Genomic DNA, 18426 nt, shown 5'->3' with positions numbered 1-18426 from the left:
CGCCTCTGATTAAGCGGCCTCCCGTCAGACAGGAGGCCAGCGCAGTTACTTCACCATCTCTTTTTCGACCAGCAGCATCAGGATGTGGATCACCTTGATGTGGATCTCCTGAATGCGATCGGCATAACCAAAGTGTGGCACCCGGATCTCAATATCGGCACTGCCTGCCATCTTACCGCCATCTTTGCCGGTCAGGGTGATCACTTTCATCCCCTGCGCACGGGCGGCTTCAACCGCTTTAATGATATTGGCAGAGTTGCCCGACGTTGAGAGGCCCAGCAGCACGTCGCCCGGACGTCCCACCGCTTCCACATAGCGTGAGAAGACGTAGTCATAGCCAAAGTCATTACTGACGCAGGAGAGATGGCTGACGTCAGAGATGGCAATCGCCGGATAGCCAGGACGATTTTCACGATAGCGGCCGGTCAGCTCTTCGGCGAAATGCATCGCATCACAATGGGAGCCGCCGTTACCGCAGGAAAGCACCTTGCCACCCGCCTTGAAGCTGTCAGCCAGCAGCACCGCAGCACGTTGGATCGCATGAATATTGGCGTCATCGCTGAGGAATTTATTCAGCGTATCAGCAGCTTCATTAAGCTCAGAGCGGATGATGTCCTGGTACATAGGGATGTCCTTTATAAGAAGAGGTTAATCGCAGCAAGTTTAACGGAATGGCCGGTCAGCGCAAAGCTTCATGCCACGCTTGACCCGGCGGTAGCGGTGTGGATTCCGACACCGGTTGTCGAATAAAACGGCAAAAATCCGTTTTTGTGAGGCAGGTTGTAATTGCGATGTAAACAAATTGATAAATCCGCCCGGCTGCTCTAAACCTCTCTACATAACAGGTCAGACCTCTTACTACTTGCGGAGTGGTTCACTATGATGGTTGTTTCGATACTTGCCACGGTGGCGCTGATTGGCGCCCTCTTCTATCACCGCCTGTCGCTGCGGACCGCCAGCGCGATCCTGCTGCTGTGGACCGCCGCGATGGCGGTCGCGCATCTCTGGACGCCGTGGCTCCTGCTGCCGCTGGCGATCCTGATGCTGCCGTTCAACCTGCCGTCGCTGCGTCGCAGACTCTTTTCACAGCCGATGTTACAGTGCTTCCAGCAGGTGATGCCGCCGATGTCCCGCACCGAGAAAGAAGCGATTGATGCGGGCACCACCTGGTGGGAAGGCGATCTGTTTCAGGGCAAGCCGGACTGGCAGAAGCTGCATAACTACCCGCAGCCGCGCCTGACGCCGGAAGAGCAGGCTTTTCTTGACGGCCCGGTTGAAGAGGCGTGCCGCCTGGCGAACGATTTCCGGATTACCCATGAGATGGCCGACCTGCCGCCGGAACTCTGGGCCTACCTGAAAGAGCATCGTTTCTTCGCGATGATCATTAAAAAAGAGTATGGCGGACTGGCCTTCTCCGCCTATGCGCAGGCCTGCGTTCTGCAGAAACTGGCGGGCGTCTCCGGGATTCTGGCGATTACGGTGGGTGTACCCAATTCACTGGGTCCGGGCGAACTGCTGCAGCATTACGGTACCGAAGCGCAGAAAAATCACTATCTGCCGCGACTGGCGCGCGGTGAAGAGATCCCCTGCTTTGCGCTGACCAGTCCGGAAGCGGGGTCAGATGCGGGTGCGATCCCGGATACCGGTGTGGTCTGCATGGGTGAGTGGCAGGGTGAGCAGGTGCTGGGCATGCGGCTGACCTGGAACAAGCGTTATATCACCCTGGCCCCGATCGCCACTGTGCTCGGCCTGGCCTTTAAACTGACCGACCCGGATCATCTGCTGGGCGATAACGCCAGCCCGGGCATCACCTGTGCCCTGATCCCGACCAGCACGCCGGGCGTGGAGATTGGTCATCGCCACTTTCCGCTCAACGTGCCGTTCCAGAACGGGCCGACGCGCGGCAAGGATATCTTTGTGCCGATTGACTTTATCATCGGTGGCCCGGAAATGGCCGGACAGGGCTGGCGGATGCTGGTGGAGTGTCTGTCGGTGGGCCGTGGCATTACGCTGCCTTCCAACTCAACCGGCAGCCTGAAGAGTGTGGCGCTGGCAACCGGCGCTTACGCTCACATCCGTCGTCAGTTCCGGCTCTCTATCGGTAAGATGGAAGGGATTGAAGAGCCGCTGGCGCGTATTGCCGGTAACGCCTATGTGATGGACGCCGCGGCCACGCTGATTACCGCCGGGATTATGCAGGGTGAAAAACCGGCGGTGCTGTCAGCGATTGTGAAATATCACTGCACCCACCGCGGCCAGCGCGCCATTATTGACGCCATGGACATTGCCGGCGGCAAAGGCATTATGCTGGGTAACAGTAACTTCCTGGCTCGTGCCTATCAGGGTGCGCCCATCGCCATCACGGTGGAAGGCGCGAATATCCTGACCCGCAGCATGATTATCTTTGGTCAGGGGGCGATCCGCTGCCATCCATATGTTCTGCAGGAGATGGCCGCCGCCGCCAGCAACGATGTTAATGCCTTCGATGATGCGCTGTTCAGTCACATCGGCCACGTCGGCAGCAGCACCGTGCGCAGCCTGTGGCTGGGATTCACCGCCGGACGCACCAGCGCCAGCCCGACCCGCGATGCCACCCGTCGCTACTATCAGCATCTGAACCGCATCAGTGCCAACCTGGCGTTGCTCTCAGATGTATCGATGGCGGTACTGGGCGGCAGTCTGAAACGCCGCGAGCGCATCTCGGCGCGCCTGGGCGATGTGCTGAGCCAGCTCTATCTTGCCTCAGCCACCCTGAAACGCTATGACGATGAAGGCCGTAATGAAGCCGATCTGCCGCTGGTTCACTGGGGCGTGCAGGATGCCCTGCATCAGGCAGAGGTCGCGATGGACGATCTGCTGCGCAACTTCCCGAACCGGCTGGTCGCGGGTGCCTTACGCATGGCTATCTTTGCGGGCGGACATCACTGCCCTGCCCCGTCTGATCGTCTGGATCACCAGCTGGCAAAACTGCTGCAACAGCCGTCAGCGACCCGCAGCCGTCTGGGCCGGGGCATCTATCTGACGCCGGGCGAGAATAACCCCGCCGGTCAGATGGAACAGGCGCTGCAGGAGGTGATGGCAGCCGAAGTGATTTATGACCGCCTGTGCAAACAGACAAAGCAGCATCTCTCCTTCACCCGTCTGGATGCGCTGGCGAAGCGTGCGCTGGAGCAGGGCTGGATCGATGCGAAGGAAGCAGAGGTGTTGCAGCGTGCTGAAGCCAGCCGTCTGCGCTCCATCAACGTGGATGAGTTTGAGGCAGATGCACTGGCGGTGCCGGTGGCGGAGAAAGCGCCTCAGCCTGCGTCGCGCACCAGCGAGGCGGCGTAGGGTTCAGGCCGGTGTGATGGCCGCACCGGGTTGCTGAACTTATGCTTCCTGAGCCAGCTCTGTTTCAGAGGCCGACATCATGTCGGCCTTTTTTATCCCGCCTGGCGGATGCGGGCAATCAGCGCATCCACATCTTCCACGTGATCGGCAGCCAGGATCAGCGTACGTCCCAGGTTGATCGCGTTACCAATGCAGTCCGTGCGCATCGCCGGATCGGCAATCAGCTTCATATCCGCCACGTGGGACATCCCCACCGTGCGCCGAATCAGTTCGGTGCCGCAGTAACCGATGGTGTCAGCCCAGACCTTGCGCAGAAACGCCGCCGCATAGCCGGGCCAGGACAACGCCTCATCGCGGGTTTTCTCTGCCGCCAGCGCCAGAAAGTGCGAAGCAAACGTCGACCAGAGACGATGGACATCACTCAGCCGCTGCTCGCGCGCATCGGCTGCCTCACGCGGAGCCAGCAGCCCCGGCAGCGCGCAGTAGTTAATCAGCAGGTTGCCAATCGCCGTTCCGACATCAAACCCAATCGGGCCAAAGTAACCGAACTCCGCATCAATTGCCTTCAGGCTGCCATCAGCCACGAAAATCGAGCCGCTATGAATATCGCCATGCAGCAGCGCTTCGGCATGCGCAAAGAAGCGATGCTTCAGCCCGCCGACGGCAATGCGCAGCGCATCGTCGTTACGCAGGCTGGCGACCAGCGGCTCAAGCGCATCAGGGTAGCTGTTACGCTCATGATCGGTGTAGGGATCGTTAAAGAAGAGATCTTCAGTGATTTCACACATTTCCGGATTAATGAAACGCGCCACTTCCGCCTTTTTCTGATGCGGATGCAGAACGAAATCGGAGGTATGAAACAGGGTCTGTGCCAGATAAACGCCCAACTGTGCTGCGGCTTCCGGGTAGTAGGCGCCCTTCACCAGCTCGCCGCGCCAGATACGGTGGCTGGAGAGGTCCTCCATCACCATCACCGCCAGCTCCGCATCATAATGCGTCACCTGCACCGTATGCTGCGGACAATATTTATAGTGCTCGACCAGGGTCTGCGCTTCCAGCCTCGCCCGATCCAGCGTCAGCGGCCAGGACTCCCCGACGCAACGCACATAGGGCAACGCCTGCTTGACCACCACCCGGCTCCGGCCCTGATCGTCATAAACTTTAAACACCAGATTAAGGTTGCCATCACCAATCTCTTCAGCGCTGCAGAGCGCGGCAGGATCGTCCACGCCGCCAAATTGCCGGGCATACTCAACAGCATCAGCAGCAGTAAAGGTACGGTATTGCGACATTGCCTGTTCCTCATCAATCGAAGGCGGATAACCCAGGTGTAATAAGCCGTTCAGACGTCTATACATCCGTTCAGCATGTTGGCACAATACGCATCATTAACGCAACATGGATTTTACCCACAATGCAGACACTCAAAACCACCAGCTTACAGGTTCGTGACAATCAGCTCTGGATTCTGGATCAGCAGGCGCTGCCGCAGCAAAAGAACTGGCTGCCCGCACACAGCGTCACGCAGCTGATTGACCATATTCATGCGCTGCGGGTGCGCGGTGCGCCGCTGATTGGCCTCTCTGCCTCACTGCTGCTGGCGCTGCTGGCTGAACAGGGGCAGACCCGCGCTGAACTGGCACAGGCGCTGGAACATCTGCGTGCCGCCCGGCCAACCGCCGTTAATCTGATGAACAATCTTGACCGGATGAAAGTGGCGCTGGCCCAGCCGGCGTTTGTCACTGCGCTGACGGACGAAGCGTGGCGGCTGGTGCAGGAGGATAAACAGCTCTGTGATGCGATTGCTGAAGCCGGTTGCACGCGGATCAAACCGGGCAGCCAGCTGCTCACCCACTGCAATACCGGCGGGCTGGCCACCGCGGGTGTGGGCACCGCGCTGGGCGTGATTGCCCGCGCGCATCAGCAGGGGTGGATCAAAAATGTCTGGGTGGATGAAACCCGACCGCTGTTGCAGGGCGGCCGGTTAACCGCGTGGGAGCTGGGCGAACTGGCGATTCCCTGTACCCTGATTACCGATTCCATGGCCGCCAGCCTGATGGCACGCGGCGAGGTGGATGCGGTCTGGGTCGGTGCCGACCGCATTGCCGCCAACGGTGACGTGGCCAATAAAATCGGCACCTACAGTCTGGCGGTGCTGGCCCACTATCACCAGATTCCGTTCTACGTCGCGGCTCCCCATACCACTCTGGATCGTCACTGCCCGGATGGCGCCGCCATCCCGATAGAGCAGCGCGCCGCCAGCGAAGTCACGGGCGTGGCGGGCAGTTTTGGCAGCGTGCAGTGGGCACCGGAAACGGCCAGGGTCTTCAATCCGGCCTTTGATGTGACGCCAGCCGCCCTGATCAGCGGCTGGATACTCGACACGGGGGTGGTCACGCCTGACCAGGTGCAGAGCGGCATCTTCCAGCCGCAGTAAGCGATATCAGGCGTTTGCGGTAGCGCAGAGGCTCACCGCAAACGTCGCTCCCGCCGTGGGCCAATCAGGCCAGACGCGGATAGGCATCGGCGATCTTATCGCCGGTGAAGTGCGCCACCCAGCCTTCCTGATTGTCGAAAATCCGGATCGCCGTGAAGTGCGGTGACGATCCCATATCAAACCAGTGGGGCGTGCCCGCAGGCACCGAGATCAGATCGTTCTTTTCGCAGAGGATCTGCAGGATCTCACCGTCAAGATGCAGACAGAACAGCCCGGCCCCCTCGACAAAGAAACGCACCTCATCTTCGCCGTGCGTATGCTCGGAAAGAAACTTCTCACGCAGCACCGTTTTCTGCGGATTATCGGCGCGCATACTGATCACGTCCCAGCTCTGATAGCCCTTCTCAGCCACCAGCCGATCAATCGCATGCTGATAGGCCTTAATGACCGTTTCCGCATCCGGGTTCTCACCCAGATCGCGATCGGCTTCCCAGCGTTCAAAACGCACCCCTTTCGCGTTCAGGCGTTCCCGAATCGCCTCTGCTTCGGTACTGTGCCAGACCGGCTGGCTCGCTTCGCGGTCAGAAAAAATCGTCAGTGCGCTCATGCTAAATCGACTCCGGGTTAATCTGGGAAAAATCCGTCACCTGACGATGACGGCTCTCGCTGTCCGCCTCGCCACGCAGTAACTGTATCGTCTGCCAGCCCGCCTCCGCGGCGGCATCCAGCTCCTGACGAATATCAGAGAGGAACAGCAGCTGCTCCGCTGGCTGCCCGATCTCAGCGGCGATCGTGCGATAGGCTGTCACCTCGCGTTTGGCGCCGACGTGCGTATCAAAGTAGCCGCTGAAGATGTCAGTAATATCACCTTCGTCGCTGTAGCCAAATAACAATTTCTGCGCCGCAACCGAACCGGAGGAATATACATAGAGTTCAATGCCCTGCGCCTGCCAGCGGCGTAACGCAGGCAGCACATCGGCATAGAGATGGCCGGTAAAACTGCCGTTAAGATAGCCATCACGCCAGATCATGCCCTGCAGCGCTTTCAGCCCGGTCGATTTGCGATCCTGATCCATAAAATCGGACAGGATCGCGATGACCGCCGCCAGATCGGCCTGCGGCTGCCCCGCTTCTTCCCGCACCGACTGCAGCGCCGCCGCGACCTCTGGCTGATGCTGATGCTCTCGCAGAAAGTCCGCCAGATGCTGACGGGCATAGGGGAACAGGATGTTGTGCACAAAGCGAATATCGCTGGTGGTGCCTTCAATATCAGTAACAATGGCGCGGATCATGCTTTCTCCAGCAGGCGACGTTGACGTTCACATTCAAATAAAAATTCCAGACCTTCCAGATGGCGGCGCGCTTCGCTGACATCCTCGCCCCAGCAGGTCAGGCCGTGGCCGCGCAGCAGGAAGCCGTAACGCAGCGGAAATCGGGCGGCGTAATCTTCAATCTCTGACGCCAGCGCCACGATATCCTGACTGTTATCGAACACGGGGATCGCCACCGTGTCCAGATGGGTATGCTGACCGCTTAGCGATTTTTGCATCTCATAGCCGTGCAGCAGCAGCGCCGCGCCCTGCTCCACCCGCGACAGCACCGTGGCATTGACCGTATGGGTGTGCAGCACCGCGCCCGCTTCAGGAAAGAGGCGATAGATCAGCGTGTGCAGGCCGGTTTCTGCCGAGGGCTTACGGCCCGACAGCGACTGGCTGGTGGCGATATCGACCTCGATAAAATCATCACGCGTCAGCGTGCCCTTATCTTTGCCCGATTCGCTCAGCAGGCAGACATGCCCGTCGCGGCGTACCGACATATTCCCGCCGGTGGCCGGAGCCCAGCCTTTCATGCCTATCCAGTGACAGGCGGCAACCAGCTGATCTAACGGATGACTCTGCGACATAAAGGTTCCTTGCGGTGAAAGGTGAGGCCGGGTGGCTCAGGAAGGTTCTGGTCAGTCTGCGTTACCCATCAAGCCAGAACCGATTCTTCCCAGGTTTTTCTTAAATTCATGACGCATTCAAGCAGATCCTGGGCATCTAATTCATCTTCATCAATCAGGTCAGGATCGGAGCAATAAGAATCCACAGCTGAGAATACCGAGTCAAAATAACGTTGTGTTTCTTTATTTTGATTTTTGGCAGAATCCGCCTCCCTGTGTTCACGCCATGCGTTCAGGTATTTTTCCTCAAACTCTGTAGCCGACATAGCGCCAGTAACAAACGATTCGATAAGAGCCAGCATATCTGCTTCGTTTTGATTAATAGACATTACCTTCACCTTTAAGATCGGAAATTTGAGTGTCAGATAACTTCCATCCAGAGATGAAGTTACCGTCTGGCCTGGTCATTACATCAATTTTAGTTTCAGGATTAAAGTAGTGATTAACATCCTGATTCCATCGGTATTTACCGACTATCTGTTGTGTTACCGGATCATCTATGTGCGCTTTAATAGCCTGTTCATATGACTTCAATCCTTCAGCACCTGGATTGCCCGATACGTTAAAATCCACAGCGTGCTTAAATTTCTTCTGTAGCTGCCTGGTTTCAAAAATGACCCGTTCTGATGGAGCACGAGTGGGTACTTTTGACAGCACTGACAGCTTTTCAATTTCATTTACCGTTCCCATTTTACCCATGGCAAAACCGGCCACTACAGATGCGCCGGTAATGAGAAGAGCTTTGCTATCCATGACCTGATTGAATCCCGCTGAAGCATCACCGCCGAGCTGTTCAGCGGTCTTTCTGAATCCTTCAATATTGCCGTTATAGATTCCGCCAGCAGCCAGTAACCGGCCGGCAGCTTTACTATTGATAGTTTTTGCCACTGACGGGCGGAGGGAATATATCGGGCGTTTCAGTTGGCGGGATATAAGGTCGCTAAGCCGGGATCGGAGAAACAGAGGCAGGTCATTGCGAATATCCCCCGTTGTCGTCAGCACACCCGGGATGGCGTAGTCGGCCCTGTTTTTCTTCAGAAGAACGAGCTTCCCGCATTGGATATCGTCCAGCGTATCGCGATATGCCATCCAGGGACGCTGCCAGTGGAATTGATGATACCGGCTGACAAACCGGATATAACCCTGTGGTAACGTCCATTCCTGAATGATGCGGTTGGGCTGCGTGGTGTCTTTGAGGTCTCGTGCCGCCGTGTCCGGGTGAATAATGTGGTGAATGTCTTCGAGGTAGATGTTGTCCAGTGACATAGTCTGACAGTCATGAAGCATAATGTCCCTTTTACGCTGCTGGTATGTGTCCAATGATGACGTATTACTGATAATACGATGAGCCCTGCCCCTCACACGGCCTGATAATCCGCCTCTTAGCAAGCCCGCAACTGCGCGCATCCCCGCGGGTTTACATGAGTAAGTGACCCGGGTAAGCAAGCGCGGCCAACGCCGCTGACGCGCGGAGCATAAAGCATTTAGACGTCTAAGCGTCTTGATTGCCAAATACTACCATCCTGTTTATAGTGGCACAAACCCCGGGTGACCCCGCTTCTCTCTTCGCGCTTAAGGCCTGACATCATGACGCAGCACAACCTGATCCCCGAGAGCAAACTTCCGGCGCTCGGCACCACGATTTTCAGCCAGATGAGTGCGCTGGCGCAGCAGCATAACGCCATCAACCTCTCTCAGGGCTTCCCCGATTTCAGCGGCCCGGACTATCTGCAGCAGCGGCTGGCCTATCACGTCAGCCAGGGCGCGAACCAGTACGCGCCGATGACCGGGGCGCTGCCGCTGCGTCAGGCGATCGCGGAGAAAACCGCGCGGCTTTATGACTATCAGCCTGATGTGGAAACGGAGATTACGGTGACGGCGGGCGCAACTGAAGCGCTCTATGCGGCGATTACCGCGCTGGTGCGTCCGGGCGATGAGGTGATCTGCTTTGATCCCAGCTACGACAGCTATGCCCCGGCGGTCACGCTCTCGGGCGGCGTCATGAAACGTATTGCGCTGCAGCCGCCCGCCTTCCGGCCAGACTGGCAGGCGTTTGCCGGGCTGCTGAGTGATAAAACCCGGCTGGTGATCCTGAACACCCCGCACAACCCGTCAGCCACCGTCTGGCAGCAGCAGGATTTTGCCGCGCTGTGGCAGGCGATTGCTGCGCGACCGGTCTACGTGCTGAGCGATGAAGTTTACGAGCATATCTGTTTTGATGAAGCGGGCCACGCCAGCGTGCTGGCCCATCCTGACCTGCGTCAGCGCGCCATCGCGGTGTCGTCGTTTGGCAAAACCTTTCACATGACCGGCTGGAAGGTGGGCTACTGCATTGCCCCGGCGGCGATCAGCGCTGAACTGCGTAAGGTGCATCAGTATCTGACCTTCTCGGTCAATACCCCGGCGCAGCTGGCGATTGCCGATATGCTGCGTGAGCATCCGGAACACTATCAGGCCCTGCCCGCCTTCTATCGCGACCGCCGCGATCGACTGGCGAATGCACTGCGTCACAGCCGCTTCAGGGTTTTACCGTGCCAGGGCACCTACTTTTTGCTGGTGGATTACAGCGCGATCTCCGATCTGGATGATGTCAGTTTCTGCCAGTGGCTGACCCGCGAAGTGGGCGTCGCCGCGATTCCTCTGTCGGTGTTCTGCGCCGATCCCTTTCCTCATAAACTGATTCGCCTCTGTTTTGCTAAACAGCCGGCGACGTTAGATGCTGCCGCGGAGCGCTTATGTCAGCTTTAAAAATCACGCTTTTGCAGGAGACGCTGAGCTGGATGGATGGCGAAGCCAACCTGCGCCATTTTGACGAACAGCTGGCCGGACTCACCGGACGCGATCTGATTATCCTGCCCGAGATGTTTACCACCGGCTTTGCGATGGAGGCTGCGAAAAGCTCGCTGCCGCAGGCGCGGGTGGTGGAGTGGCTGCATCAGCATGCCCGCCGCAGCGATGCGCTGGTGGGCGGCAGCGCGGCGATCCAGACCGAAAACGGCGCGGTGAACCGATTCCTGCTGGTGGAGCCGGACGGCACGCTGCACCAGTATGACAAGCGACATCTGTTCCGCATGGCGGATGAACATCACCACTATCAGCCCGGCGAAGCGCGTCAGGTGGTGGCGTGGCGTGGCTGGCGCATCCTGCCACAGATCTGTTACGACCTGCGCTTCCCGGTTTTCTCCCGCAACCGCAACGACTACGATCTGGCGCTCTATGTCGCCAACTGGCCAGCGCCTCGCGCCTTACACTGGCAGGCGCTGCTGTTAGCGCGGGCGATTGAGAATCAGGCATATGTCGCAGGCTGCAACCGCGTCGGCAGTGATGGCAATCAGCATCACTACAGCGGCGACAGCCAGATTATTTCGCCGCAGGGCGAGATCCTGAGTGCGGCGGAGCCACATCAGCGCGCCCGGCTGGATGCGACGCTGTCGCTGGAGACGCTGCACGCTTACCGCGAACGCTTCCCCGCCTGGCAGGATGCGGATCGCTTTTCGCTGTAAACGGCCGGCTCAGCTGCCGCGGTAGGTTGACCAGGACCAGGGGGAAATCAGAAACGGCAGATGGAAATGGCTGCCCGCCTCGGCAATCATAAAATCGATCTGCGCGCTGACGTAGAGCGCATCCCGACCGGCGGCAGCAAAATAGTCGCCGATTTCAGCGGTCAGGCGATAGTGCCCCGGCGTCAGCGGCTCCGGGGTCAGATCTTTCAGTCGTCCGTCGCTGTCCGTTTCACCCTGAGAGACAGGAAACCACCCCTCCGGACTGTTCTGCTCCAGCGAGATGGCCACCCCACTGGCCGGTTTTCCCAGCGCCGTGTCGAGAATATGCGTGGTAACGGTACTCATTGAATCGTCTCCCTGAGGCGTAACAGTGTGATTTCACGCAGCTGATCCAGCGCCTCCTGCTGTTCAGCCTGATCGTCATTCTGCAGCCGGCGCTGCAACGCTGCCAGCATCTCCTCGCCGCTGCGCCCTTTCGCGCGAATCAGAAAGACCCGGCCAAAGCGCGCCTCATAGGCCTCATTACCCTGCTGCATCGCCTGTTGCAGAACGTGATCGGCCTGCTGCATGGCGGACTGCTCGCCGCGCGACAGCGTCGCCTCTTTGTCTGCGCCCCGGGCGCGTTCGCCGATGCGCGGATGCGCCGACAGCGCCGCCGCCAGATCGGGCTGCTGCCACTGGCGGGCCAGCGTGTCGGCGCGGGTCAGCAGCGCGTCTGTGGTGGCAAAAGGACGAGCGGCCACCAGCGACTGCTGCCAGCGCGGGATCGCCACACAATGCCGGATAGCCGCCAGCGCCTCGTCAGCCGGCAGCTGATTAAACGTCGTTAATTCCATTTTCAGCTCCGTCCGGCGATCAGCGTGACCGCCTGCAGATAGGCCTGCAGCGCCGGTGCCACATCCTGCACCGCGACAGACTCGGCCGGATGATGGCTGATGCCGCGATGGTTTCGCACAAACAGCATACCGACCGGCCAGCGTTCAGCAATGGCGATGGCGTCATGTCCGGCTCCGCTTGGCAGCGACAGGCTGCGCCCCTGCACCGTTTCAACCGCATGGCTCAGCGCCTGCTGCAGCGCAGAATCACAGGCGGTGGCTCCGATGCGATAAAATTCGTTCGACGTAAACTGCACTCCACGCCGCAGCGCAATCGCCCCGGCCTGAGTTAACAGCGTGGAGAGCAGGGTCTCCAGCGGATGATCGAGCGGGCCGCGCACATCCAGCGACAGCGACACCTCGCCAGGGATGACATTCACCGCCCCCGGGGCACAGCTGAGGGTGCCGACGGTGGCGACCAGCTGCGGATCCTGCTCACGGGTGGTCTGCTCAATAAACACCATCCACTCGGCGGCTGCGGCCAGCGCATCTTTGCGGTGGGTCATCGGCACCGTGCCGGCATGGCCCGCCTCACCGGTAAAACGGCAGTGAAGACGACGCGCCCCGTTGATGGCCGTGACCACGCCCAGCGCCAGATCCTCCTGCTCCAGGCAGGGGCCCTGCTCAATGTGCAGTTCAAGATAGCCGACGATGTCCTCTATCCGTCGGGCCGCCGCGCCGATTTGCGCACTGTCGAGCCCGACATCCGCCATCGCCTGCGCCACGGTAATGCCGTTGCCATCGGGATGGGTCACCCAGCTTTGCGGCCAGCTGCCGGTAATACCGCGGCTGCCAAGCAGCGTGATGCCAAAGCGGGTTCCCTCTTCATCACCGAAACCGATCACCTCTATCGCCAGCGGCAGACGGCACTGGTGCTCATGAAGCCACTGTACGGTTTCGATGGCGCTGAGCACGCCCAGCATTCCGTCGTAGCGACCGGCGTTACGTACCGTGTCGAGATGCGAACCGAGCAGCAGCGCGGGCGCCCCCGCTTCGGCTGCCTCGTAGCGGCCACAGATATTGCCGACTTCATCCTGCCAGACCGTCATCCCCGCCGCCTGCATCCACTCCCCAACGCAGGCGTTGGCGCGCAGATGTTCCGGCGACAGATAGACGCGGGTCAGGCCCTCCGTCGTTTCGCTAATCGCTGCCAGCGCATCACAGCGCGCCATGACGCGCTGTGCAGCAGCGAGGGCTTCGCTGGCGCTCATCATCATGCCTGGCTCCCGTAGTGATCCCAGGCGGCCTGAGCTCCCGCGCCCTGCGGCGTACGATACCCCAGGTGAGTCAGCACCGTTTCCAGCGCGGCCAGCGTCTGCAGCACGCAATCTTTACGCGCGTTGTAGCCCATGGTGCCGATACGCCAGACCTTGCCATGCAGCGGACCAAACGAGGTGCCGATCTCAATGCCGAAATCCTCCAGCATCAGCTTGCGCACCTGGTCGCCATTTACGCCTGACGGGATCATCACGCCCAGCACGTTGTTCATTTTGTTTTTCAGGTCGCCGAAGGTTTCCAGCCCCATCCCCTGAATGCCCTTCAGCATCGCCTCACCATGCAGTTTGTGACGGGCGATGCCGTTGTCCAGCCCCTCCTGCAGGATCAGGCGGGCACATTCGCGCGCGCCAAACAGCGCGCTGGTCGCTTCGGTATGGTGATTGAGTCGCTCCGGCCCCCAGTAATCCATGATCATGCCGAGATCGAAATAGTTGGAGTAGATCATCTCCTCCTCGCCATCCTGATGCGCCTCGGTGCGGATCCCCTGCTCCACGCATTTACGTTTGCGGATCACCGCGGCCATCTCTGCGCTCAGGGTGATCGGCGAGGTGCCGGAAGGCCCGCCCAGACATTTCTGCATCCCCGCCGAGACGGCATCCAGTCCCCAGGCATCCGTTTCCAGCGCGTTACCCGCCAGCGACGCGGTAGCATCGGTGTAGAACAGCACGCCATACTGCTTACAGATGGCACCCAGCTGCGCCAGCGGCTGCAGCATGGTGGTGGAGGTGTCGCCCTGCACCGTGAGCAGCAGGCGTGGCCGCACTTTTTTAATCGCCTCTTCAATCTGATCGGGGGTAAAGACCTCGCCCCACGGCACTTCGATGGTGTGGACGTCTGCACGGCAGCGGCGGGCAATCTCGCACAGCAGATGGCCGAAGCGGCCAAACACCGGCACCAGCACCTTATCACCAGGCCGGATAGCGGAGAGCAGAATCGCTTCGATACCGGCGCGGGAGGTGCCATCAACCAGCAGCGTCCAGCGGTTTTCGGTGCGAAATACGACGCGATAGAGCGCCATCACTTCGTTCATGTAGTGGGTCATCGCGGGGTCGTACTGCCCCAGCAGCTGACTCGACATGGCGCGCAGCACGCGCGGATCGGCGTTGATCGGGCCGGGTCCCATCAGCAGACGCTGTGGCGGATTGATTTGCGGGTAATGATTGATATCCATGCGGGTTTCCTTTTTTAAGACTCAGAGACGCACTGAAGAGATAAACTGCTTCAGCTCCGGCGATTGCGGCTGCGCAAACAGCGTTTTACTGTCGCCCTGCTCCCAGACGCGCCCCTGATGCATAAAGACCACTCGATCGCCCACGTCGCGGGCGAAATTCATTTCATGCGTGACGAGGATCAGCGTCATGCCTTCCGCTGCAAGCTGCTCCAGCACTTTCAGGACTTCGCCCACCAGTTCGGGATCCAGCGCAGAGGTGATCTCATCACAGAGTAAAACTTTGGGCGTCATCGCCAGCGCACGGGCGATCGCCACGCGCTGCTGCTGGCCGCCCGAGAGGCTGGCAGGATAATAGTTAAGGCGCTCGCCCAGCCCCACCTTCTCCAGCATCTGCGTCGCCAGCGCCCGGCATTCAGCGTCGCTTTTCTTCAGCACGCGGCGCGGTGCCAGCATGACGTTTTCCAGCGCCGTCATGTGCGGGAAGAGGTTGAAGTTCTGAAACACCATGCCAATCGAGCGGCTGATTTCACGCGCCTGCGAGTCACGACTGGTGATGGTCATGCCGCCGAGCTTGATGCTGCCCTCCTGATAGCCCTCCAGCCCGTTCATACAGCGCAGCAGCGTGCTTTTGCCCGATCCGCTGCGACCGATGATCGAGATCACCTCTCCCATGTCGATATCCAGATCCACGCCTTTCAACACATGGTTGTCGCCGTAATATTTTTGCACCTGATTAATGGTGATGAGCGGCATTGAATTTTTTCTCCAGATACTGGCTGTAGCGAGACAGCGGATAACACATCAGGAAGTAGCCCAGCGCCACCAGCCCGAAAACTTTAAACGGCTGGTAGGTCACGTTGTTCAGAATCGTGCCCGCCTTGGTCAGCTCGATAAACCCGATAATCGACGCCAGCGCGGTGCCCTTGATAACCTGTACGGCAAAACCTACCGTCGGGGCGATGCCGATGCGGATCGCCTGCGGTGCAACCACCCGCCACAGCGTCTGACCAAAGGTCAGGCCGAGGCAGCGTGACGCTTCCCACTGCCCTTTCGGCAGGGCGCGGATGCTGCCGTACCAGATATCCACCAGAAAGGCGCTGGTGTAGAAGGTCAGCGCCAGCGAGGCGGCCGTCCAGGGTGCCACATCAATGCCAAATAAGCCGACGCCAAAAAAGGCCAGAAACAGCTGCATCAGCAGCGGGGTTCCCTGAAACAGCGCGGTGTAACCCCGTATCGCACGCGTCAGCCATTTGCGCTGCAGCAGACGCAGCAGCAGCAGAGGCAGCGTCACCAGGGTTCCGCCGACAAAGGCCACCAGCGACAGTAACAGGGTCCAGCGCGCCGCCAGCAGCAGGTTGCGCACGATGTCCCAGTCGGTAAAGGTCGTCATCATGAGGGCTGCACTCCAAACCATTTACGGCCTATCGCCAGCAGCAGATGGCGCATCGCAATCGACAACGCCAGATAGATCAGCGTGGTCACCAGATAAACTTCAAAGCTCAGAAAAGTGCGCGACTGGATCAGGTTGGCGGCGAAGGTCAGCTCCTCGTAGGAGACCTGCGACACCACCGACGACCCCAGCATCACGATAATGCACTGGCTCACCAGCGCCGGATAAATCCGCTGCAGCGCAGGGGGTAACACCACCCGCAGAAAGGTCTGGCTGCGGGTCAATCCCAGCACCCGCCCCGCTTCCCACTGCCCTTTCGGGGTCACCTGGATGCCGGCACGGATGATCTCGGTGCTGTAAGCGCCCAGGTTGATCAGCATCGCCAGCAGCGCCGCCTCACCGGCGGTGAGTTTCAGACCCAGATTCGGCAGACCAAAAACGATAAAGAAGAGCTGCACCACAAACGGCGTATTACGGATCAGCTCGACATAGAGGCCCCAGAGGCGGCTCAGCCAGCCCGGTTTACCGCTGCGCAGCGCCGCGCCTGCGATGCCAATCGCCACCCCACCGGTGGTCGCCAGCAGCGTCAGCTGAATGGTGACCCAGAGGCCGGAAAGCAGCTCCGGCCAGTAGGGCCACAACGCGGGAAAGTTAAGTTGCCCGGTCATGAATCTGTCCTCATGCGCCCAGGCTGGCGGGCAGTGGCGCTTTCAGCCACTCTTCGGACAGCTTGTTCAGGGTGCCATCTTTAATCCCCTGCTCAATCAGCGCATTCACCTTCGCCTTCAGCGCAGGCTCATCTTTCTTCAGACCGATAAAGCAGGGCGAATCTTTCAGCATAAACTGAGCGACCGGCGCTTTTTCCGGATTCTGGCGGGCAATGGCGGCGACCACCAGGTTGCCGGTGGCGACATACTGCACCTGGCCGGAGAGATACGCCGATAGGGTGGTGTTGTTATCTTCGTAACGTTTCACCTGCGCATCTTTCGGTGCCACTTCGCTCAGCACCATATCCTCCACCGCGCCGCGGGTAACGCCAATCGACTTGCCGCTCAGCGCGCTGGCCGCTTTGATCTCGTCACCTTTCGGTCCGAAGACGCCCAGGAAGAACGGCGCATAGGCGCGGGTAAAGTCGATCACTTTTTCACGCTCCGCATTTTTACCCATGCTGGAGATCACCAGATCGACCTTGTCGGTTTGCAGATAAGGCACCCGGTTGGCGCTGCTGACCGGCACCAGCTGCAACTTAAGTTTCATCTGCTTCGCCAGGTACTTCGCCATGTCGATGTCATACCCCTGCGGCTGCAGATCGGTACCGACCGAGCCAAACGGCGGGAAATCCTGCGGAACGGCCACGCGGATCACACCGCGCTTCTGAATGTCCTGCAGTTGATCGGCCAGTGCGCTTCCCGCCTGTGCCATCAGTAATGCCGCTGTTGCAACCGCCATTAAAACTTTTTTCATTATGCACCCCGGTGAAATGTGATGAAACAAAAGATTCTTTAACAGGCAATCTGCAACTAATGTGCCAACAAGGGCCGCGGCGGAAAAAGGGTTAAGCGGCAAAGAGTTCACTGAAAAAGGGGCGTAACCGGGGAGGATTACGCCGCGGGCGGGCGTGTGCTGAAATGGGGCAAAGCACCAAAATGGTGCCTTTTAACGGTGCTCCAGCTCGTCGAACTGCTGGTAGAGATCGGCGATCTGATGAATACGCTGCCGCCCCTGCGCCAGCATTTCATGCAGCAGCGCATTGGCAATCAGGTTAATCAGACTCATGGCTGAGCCGTAGCTGTCGAAGGCGGAAACGCTGTCGAGCGGCGTGCAGAGCTGCCAGCGTGCCAGCGCAGTGACCGTCTGCGCCTGCGGCTCACACAGCGCCAGCAGCGGTATTCCGGCCGCCTGAAGCTGCTGCATCAGCGGACGGATGATGCGGGTGCGGCGGCGAAACGCCATCACCACCACCATATCCTCCGGGGTGATATCCACCAGCTCCTCTGCCAGCGTCTGGCCTGGCTGCGGCAGGATAAAGACCTGCGAGCGCGCCTGCACCAGCTGCTGTCGCAGATGCAGCGCCACCGGATAGGCGTTGCGCATGCCGATGATAAAGACGCGCTTCGCCTGCGCCAGCTGCTGGATCACATCGTTAAACTGGCGGGCATCCAGGCTGTTAACCCACTGTGTCAGGTTCGCCATCTCCTGCTTGTAGTGGCGCGCCAGCAGCGTGTTGCCCTGCACCGCATCCCGGTTATCGGTGAGCGGCATGCCGCTCTGACGCAGGATGCGCAGCTCATCGCGCATATCCTTGTACTTCTCATATCCCAGACGCTTAAACAGCCTGCTGACCGTGGCTTTCGACACGCCGCTGAGCCGCGCCAGCTCGGCGCTGTTGTAGCTGATCAGATCATCGAAGTGGTCAAACACGAAGTCGGCAATGCGCTGCTCCTGCGGCGAGAGCTGGGGATAGTGACTCCGGAGTCGTTCATCAAGCTGTTTCATATCG

At 59.4% G+C, this 18426-nt stretch carries 20 protein-coding genes; 4 read left to right on the top strand and 16 right to left on the bottom strand.

What is annotated here, in order from left to right; all coding sequences use genetic code 11:
- Positions 1-45: 45 nt before the first annotated feature.
- A complete protein-coding gene (gene lpcA / locus HFD92_RS11180) occupies positions 46-624 on the bottom strand; it encodes a D-sedoheptulose 7-phosphate isomerase (protein ID WP_009091904.1) in 579 nt (192 codons plus the stop codon).
- 255 nt (positions 625-879) lie between these two features.
- Between lpcA and fadE the strand changes: the two genes are divergently transcribed.
- A complete protein-coding gene (fadE, locus tag HFD92_RS11175) occupies positions 880-3330 on the top strand; it encodes an acyl-CoA dehydrogenase FadE (protein ID WP_167428947.1) in 2451 nt (816 codons plus the stop codon).
- 92 nt (positions 3331-3422) lie between these two features.
- On the opposite strand, the gene mtnK is transcribed toward fadE, so the two are convergent.
- Positions 3423-4622: an S-methyl-5-thioribose kinase gene (mtnK, locus tag HFD92_RS11170; RefSeq protein WP_058956396.1), complete on the bottom strand. Its 1200-nt coding sequence runs from the start codon at positions 4620-4622 to the stop codon at positions 3423-3425.
- 122 nt (positions 4623-4744) lie between these two features.
- On the opposite strand from mtnK, the gene mtnA reads away from it, so the two are divergent.
- Positions 4745-5767: an S-methyl-5-thioribose-1-phosphate isomerase gene (gene mtnA / locus HFD92_RS11165; protein WP_167428946.1), complete on the top strand. Its 1023-nt coding sequence runs from the start codon at positions 4745-4747 to the stop codon at positions 5765-5767.
- Between the two features lie 64 nt (positions 5768-5831).
- On the opposite strand, the gene HFD92_RS11160 is transcribed toward mtnA, so the two are convergent.
- From HFD92_RS11160 to HFD92_RS21640, 5 genes are all read right to left on the bottom strand, one after another.
- Entirely contained in the window at positions 5832-6374 is a 543-nt protein-coding gene (locus HFD92_RS11160) for an acireductone dioxygenase (protein ID WP_140923343.1), read from the bottom strand.
- A 1-nt stretch (position 6375) separates the two neighbouring features.
- The gene (gene mtnC, locus HFD92_RS11155) at positions 6376-7059 is read right to left on the bottom strand and encodes an acireductone synthase (protein WP_111208025.1); all 684 of its coding nucleotides are present in this window, start codon (positions 7057-7059) and stop codon (positions 6376-6378) included.
- Positions 7056-7670, bottom strand: coding sequence for a methylthioribulose 1-phosphate dehydratase (locus tag HFD92_RS11150; RefSeq protein WP_009091910.1), 615 nt, complete (start codon positions 7668-7670; stop codon positions 7056-7058). The genes mtnC and HFD92_RS11150 overlap by 4 nt, the downstream gene beginning before the upstream one ends.
- A gap of 68 nt (positions 7671-7738) precedes the next feature.
- The gene (locus HFD92_RS11145; RefSeq protein WP_111208024.1) at positions 7739-8038 is read right to left on the bottom strand and encodes a colicin immunity domain-containing protein; all 300 of its coding nucleotides are present in this window, start codon (positions 8036-8038) and stop codon (positions 7739-7741) included.
- On the bottom strand, positions 8028-8996 hold the full coding sequence (locus HFD92_RS21640; protein ID WP_111208023.1) for a colicin D domain-containing protein: 969 nt from the start codon (positions 8994-8996) through the stop codon (positions 8028-8030). The genes HFD92_RS11145 and HFD92_RS21640 overlap by 11 nt, the downstream gene beginning before the upstream one ends.
- Before the next feature lie 300 nt (positions 8997-9296).
- Here HFD92_RS21640 and HFD92_RS11130 point away from each other — a divergent pair, with 300 nt between their 5' ends.
- Both HFD92_RS11130 and HFD92_RS11125 read left to right on the top strand, forming a co-directional pair.
- Positions 9297-10457 carry a pyridoxal phosphate-dependent aminotransferase gene (locus tag HFD92_RS11130; protein ID WP_058956400.1) on the top strand — a complete coding sequence of 387 codons (1161 nt, stop codon included), beginning with the start codon at positions 9297-9299 and terminating at the stop codon, positions 10455-10457.
- The gene (locus HFD92_RS11125) at positions 10445-11212 is read left to right on the top strand and encodes an amidohydrolase (RefSeq protein WP_167428945.1); all 768 of its coding nucleotides are present in this window, start codon (positions 10445-10447) and stop codon (positions 11210-11212) included. Before HFD92_RS11130 ends, HFD92_RS11125 begins: the two co-directional genes overlap by 13 nt.
- Before the next feature lie 9 nt (positions 11213-11221).
- On the opposite strand, the gene uraH is transcribed toward HFD92_RS11125, so the two are convergent.
- The 9 genes from uraH to hpxU form a co-directional block, all read right to left on the bottom strand.
- Positions 11222-11557 (bottom strand): hydroxyisourate hydrolase, encoded by a 336-nt coding sequence (uraH, locus tag HFD92_RS11120; RefSeq protein WP_009091913.1) that lies wholly within the window; start codon positions 11555-11557, stop codon positions 11222-11224.
- Positions 11554-12048: a 2-oxo-4-hydroxy-4-carboxy-5-ureidoimidazoline decarboxylase gene (gene uraD, locus HFD92_RS11115; protein ID WP_167428944.1), complete on the bottom strand. Its 495-nt coding sequence runs from the start codon at positions 12046-12048 to the stop codon at positions 11554-11556. The genes uraH and uraD overlap by 4 nt, the downstream gene beginning before the upstream one ends.
- A 2-nt stretch (positions 12049-12050) precedes the next feature.
- The gene (gene hpxK / locus HFD92_RS11110) at positions 12051-13304 is read right to left on the bottom strand and encodes an allantoate amidohydrolase (protein ID WP_058956403.1); all 1254 of its coding nucleotides are present in this window, start codon (positions 13302-13304) and stop codon (positions 12051-12053) included.
- Positions 13301-14536, bottom strand: a complete 1236-nt coding sequence (locus tag HFD92_RS11105) for an alanine--glyoxylate aminotransferase family protein (protein WP_167428943.1) — start codon at positions 14534-14536, stop codon at positions 13301-13303. Before HFD92_RS11105 ends, hpxK begins: the two co-directional genes overlap by 4 nt.
- Positions 14537-14557: 21 nt before the next feature.
- Positions 14558-15289 (bottom strand): amino acid ABC transporter ATP-binding protein, encoded by a 732-nt coding sequence (locus HFD92_RS11100; protein WP_009091918.1) that lies wholly within the window; start codon positions 15287-15289, stop codon positions 14558-14560.
- Positions 15270-15926, bottom strand: coding sequence for an amino acid ABC transporter permease (locus tag HFD92_RS11095; protein ID WP_009091919.1), 657 nt, complete (start codon positions 15924-15926; stop codon positions 15270-15272). The genes HFD92_RS11100 and HFD92_RS11095 overlap by 20 nt, the downstream gene beginning before the upstream one ends.
- Complete coding sequence (locus HFD92_RS11090; RefSeq protein ID WP_009091920.1) at positions 15926-16594, bottom strand: amino acid ABC transporter permease; 669 nt, start codon at positions 16592-16594, stop codon at positions 15926-15928. Before HFD92_RS11090 ends, HFD92_RS11095 begins: the two co-directional genes overlap by 1 nt.
- A gap of 10 nt (positions 16595-16604) precedes the next feature.
- Positions 16605-17390: a transporter substrate-binding domain-containing protein gene (locus HFD92_RS11085; protein WP_009091921.1), complete on the bottom strand. Its 786-nt coding sequence runs from the start codon at positions 17388-17390 to the stop codon at positions 16605-16607.
- Positions 17391-17582: 192 nt separating this feature from the next.
- Positions 17583-18422, bottom strand: a complete 840-nt coding sequence (hpxU, locus tag HFD92_RS11080) for a MurR/RpiR family transcriptional regulator HpxU (RefSeq protein WP_009091922.1) — start codon at positions 18420-18422, stop codon at positions 17583-17585.
- Positions 18423-18426: the final 4 nt, after the last annotated feature.

Origin of the sequence: Pantoea sp. EKM101V, assembly GCF_011800325.1 — a bacterium.
Taxonomy (GTDB): domain Bacteria; phylum Pseudomonadota; class Gammaproteobacteria; order Enterobacterales; family Enterobacteriaceae; genus Pantoea; species Pantoea anthophila.
The sequence above is the reverse complement of the archived record's forward strand: the minus strand, read 5'-3'. Positions and strand labels throughout refer to the sequence as shown.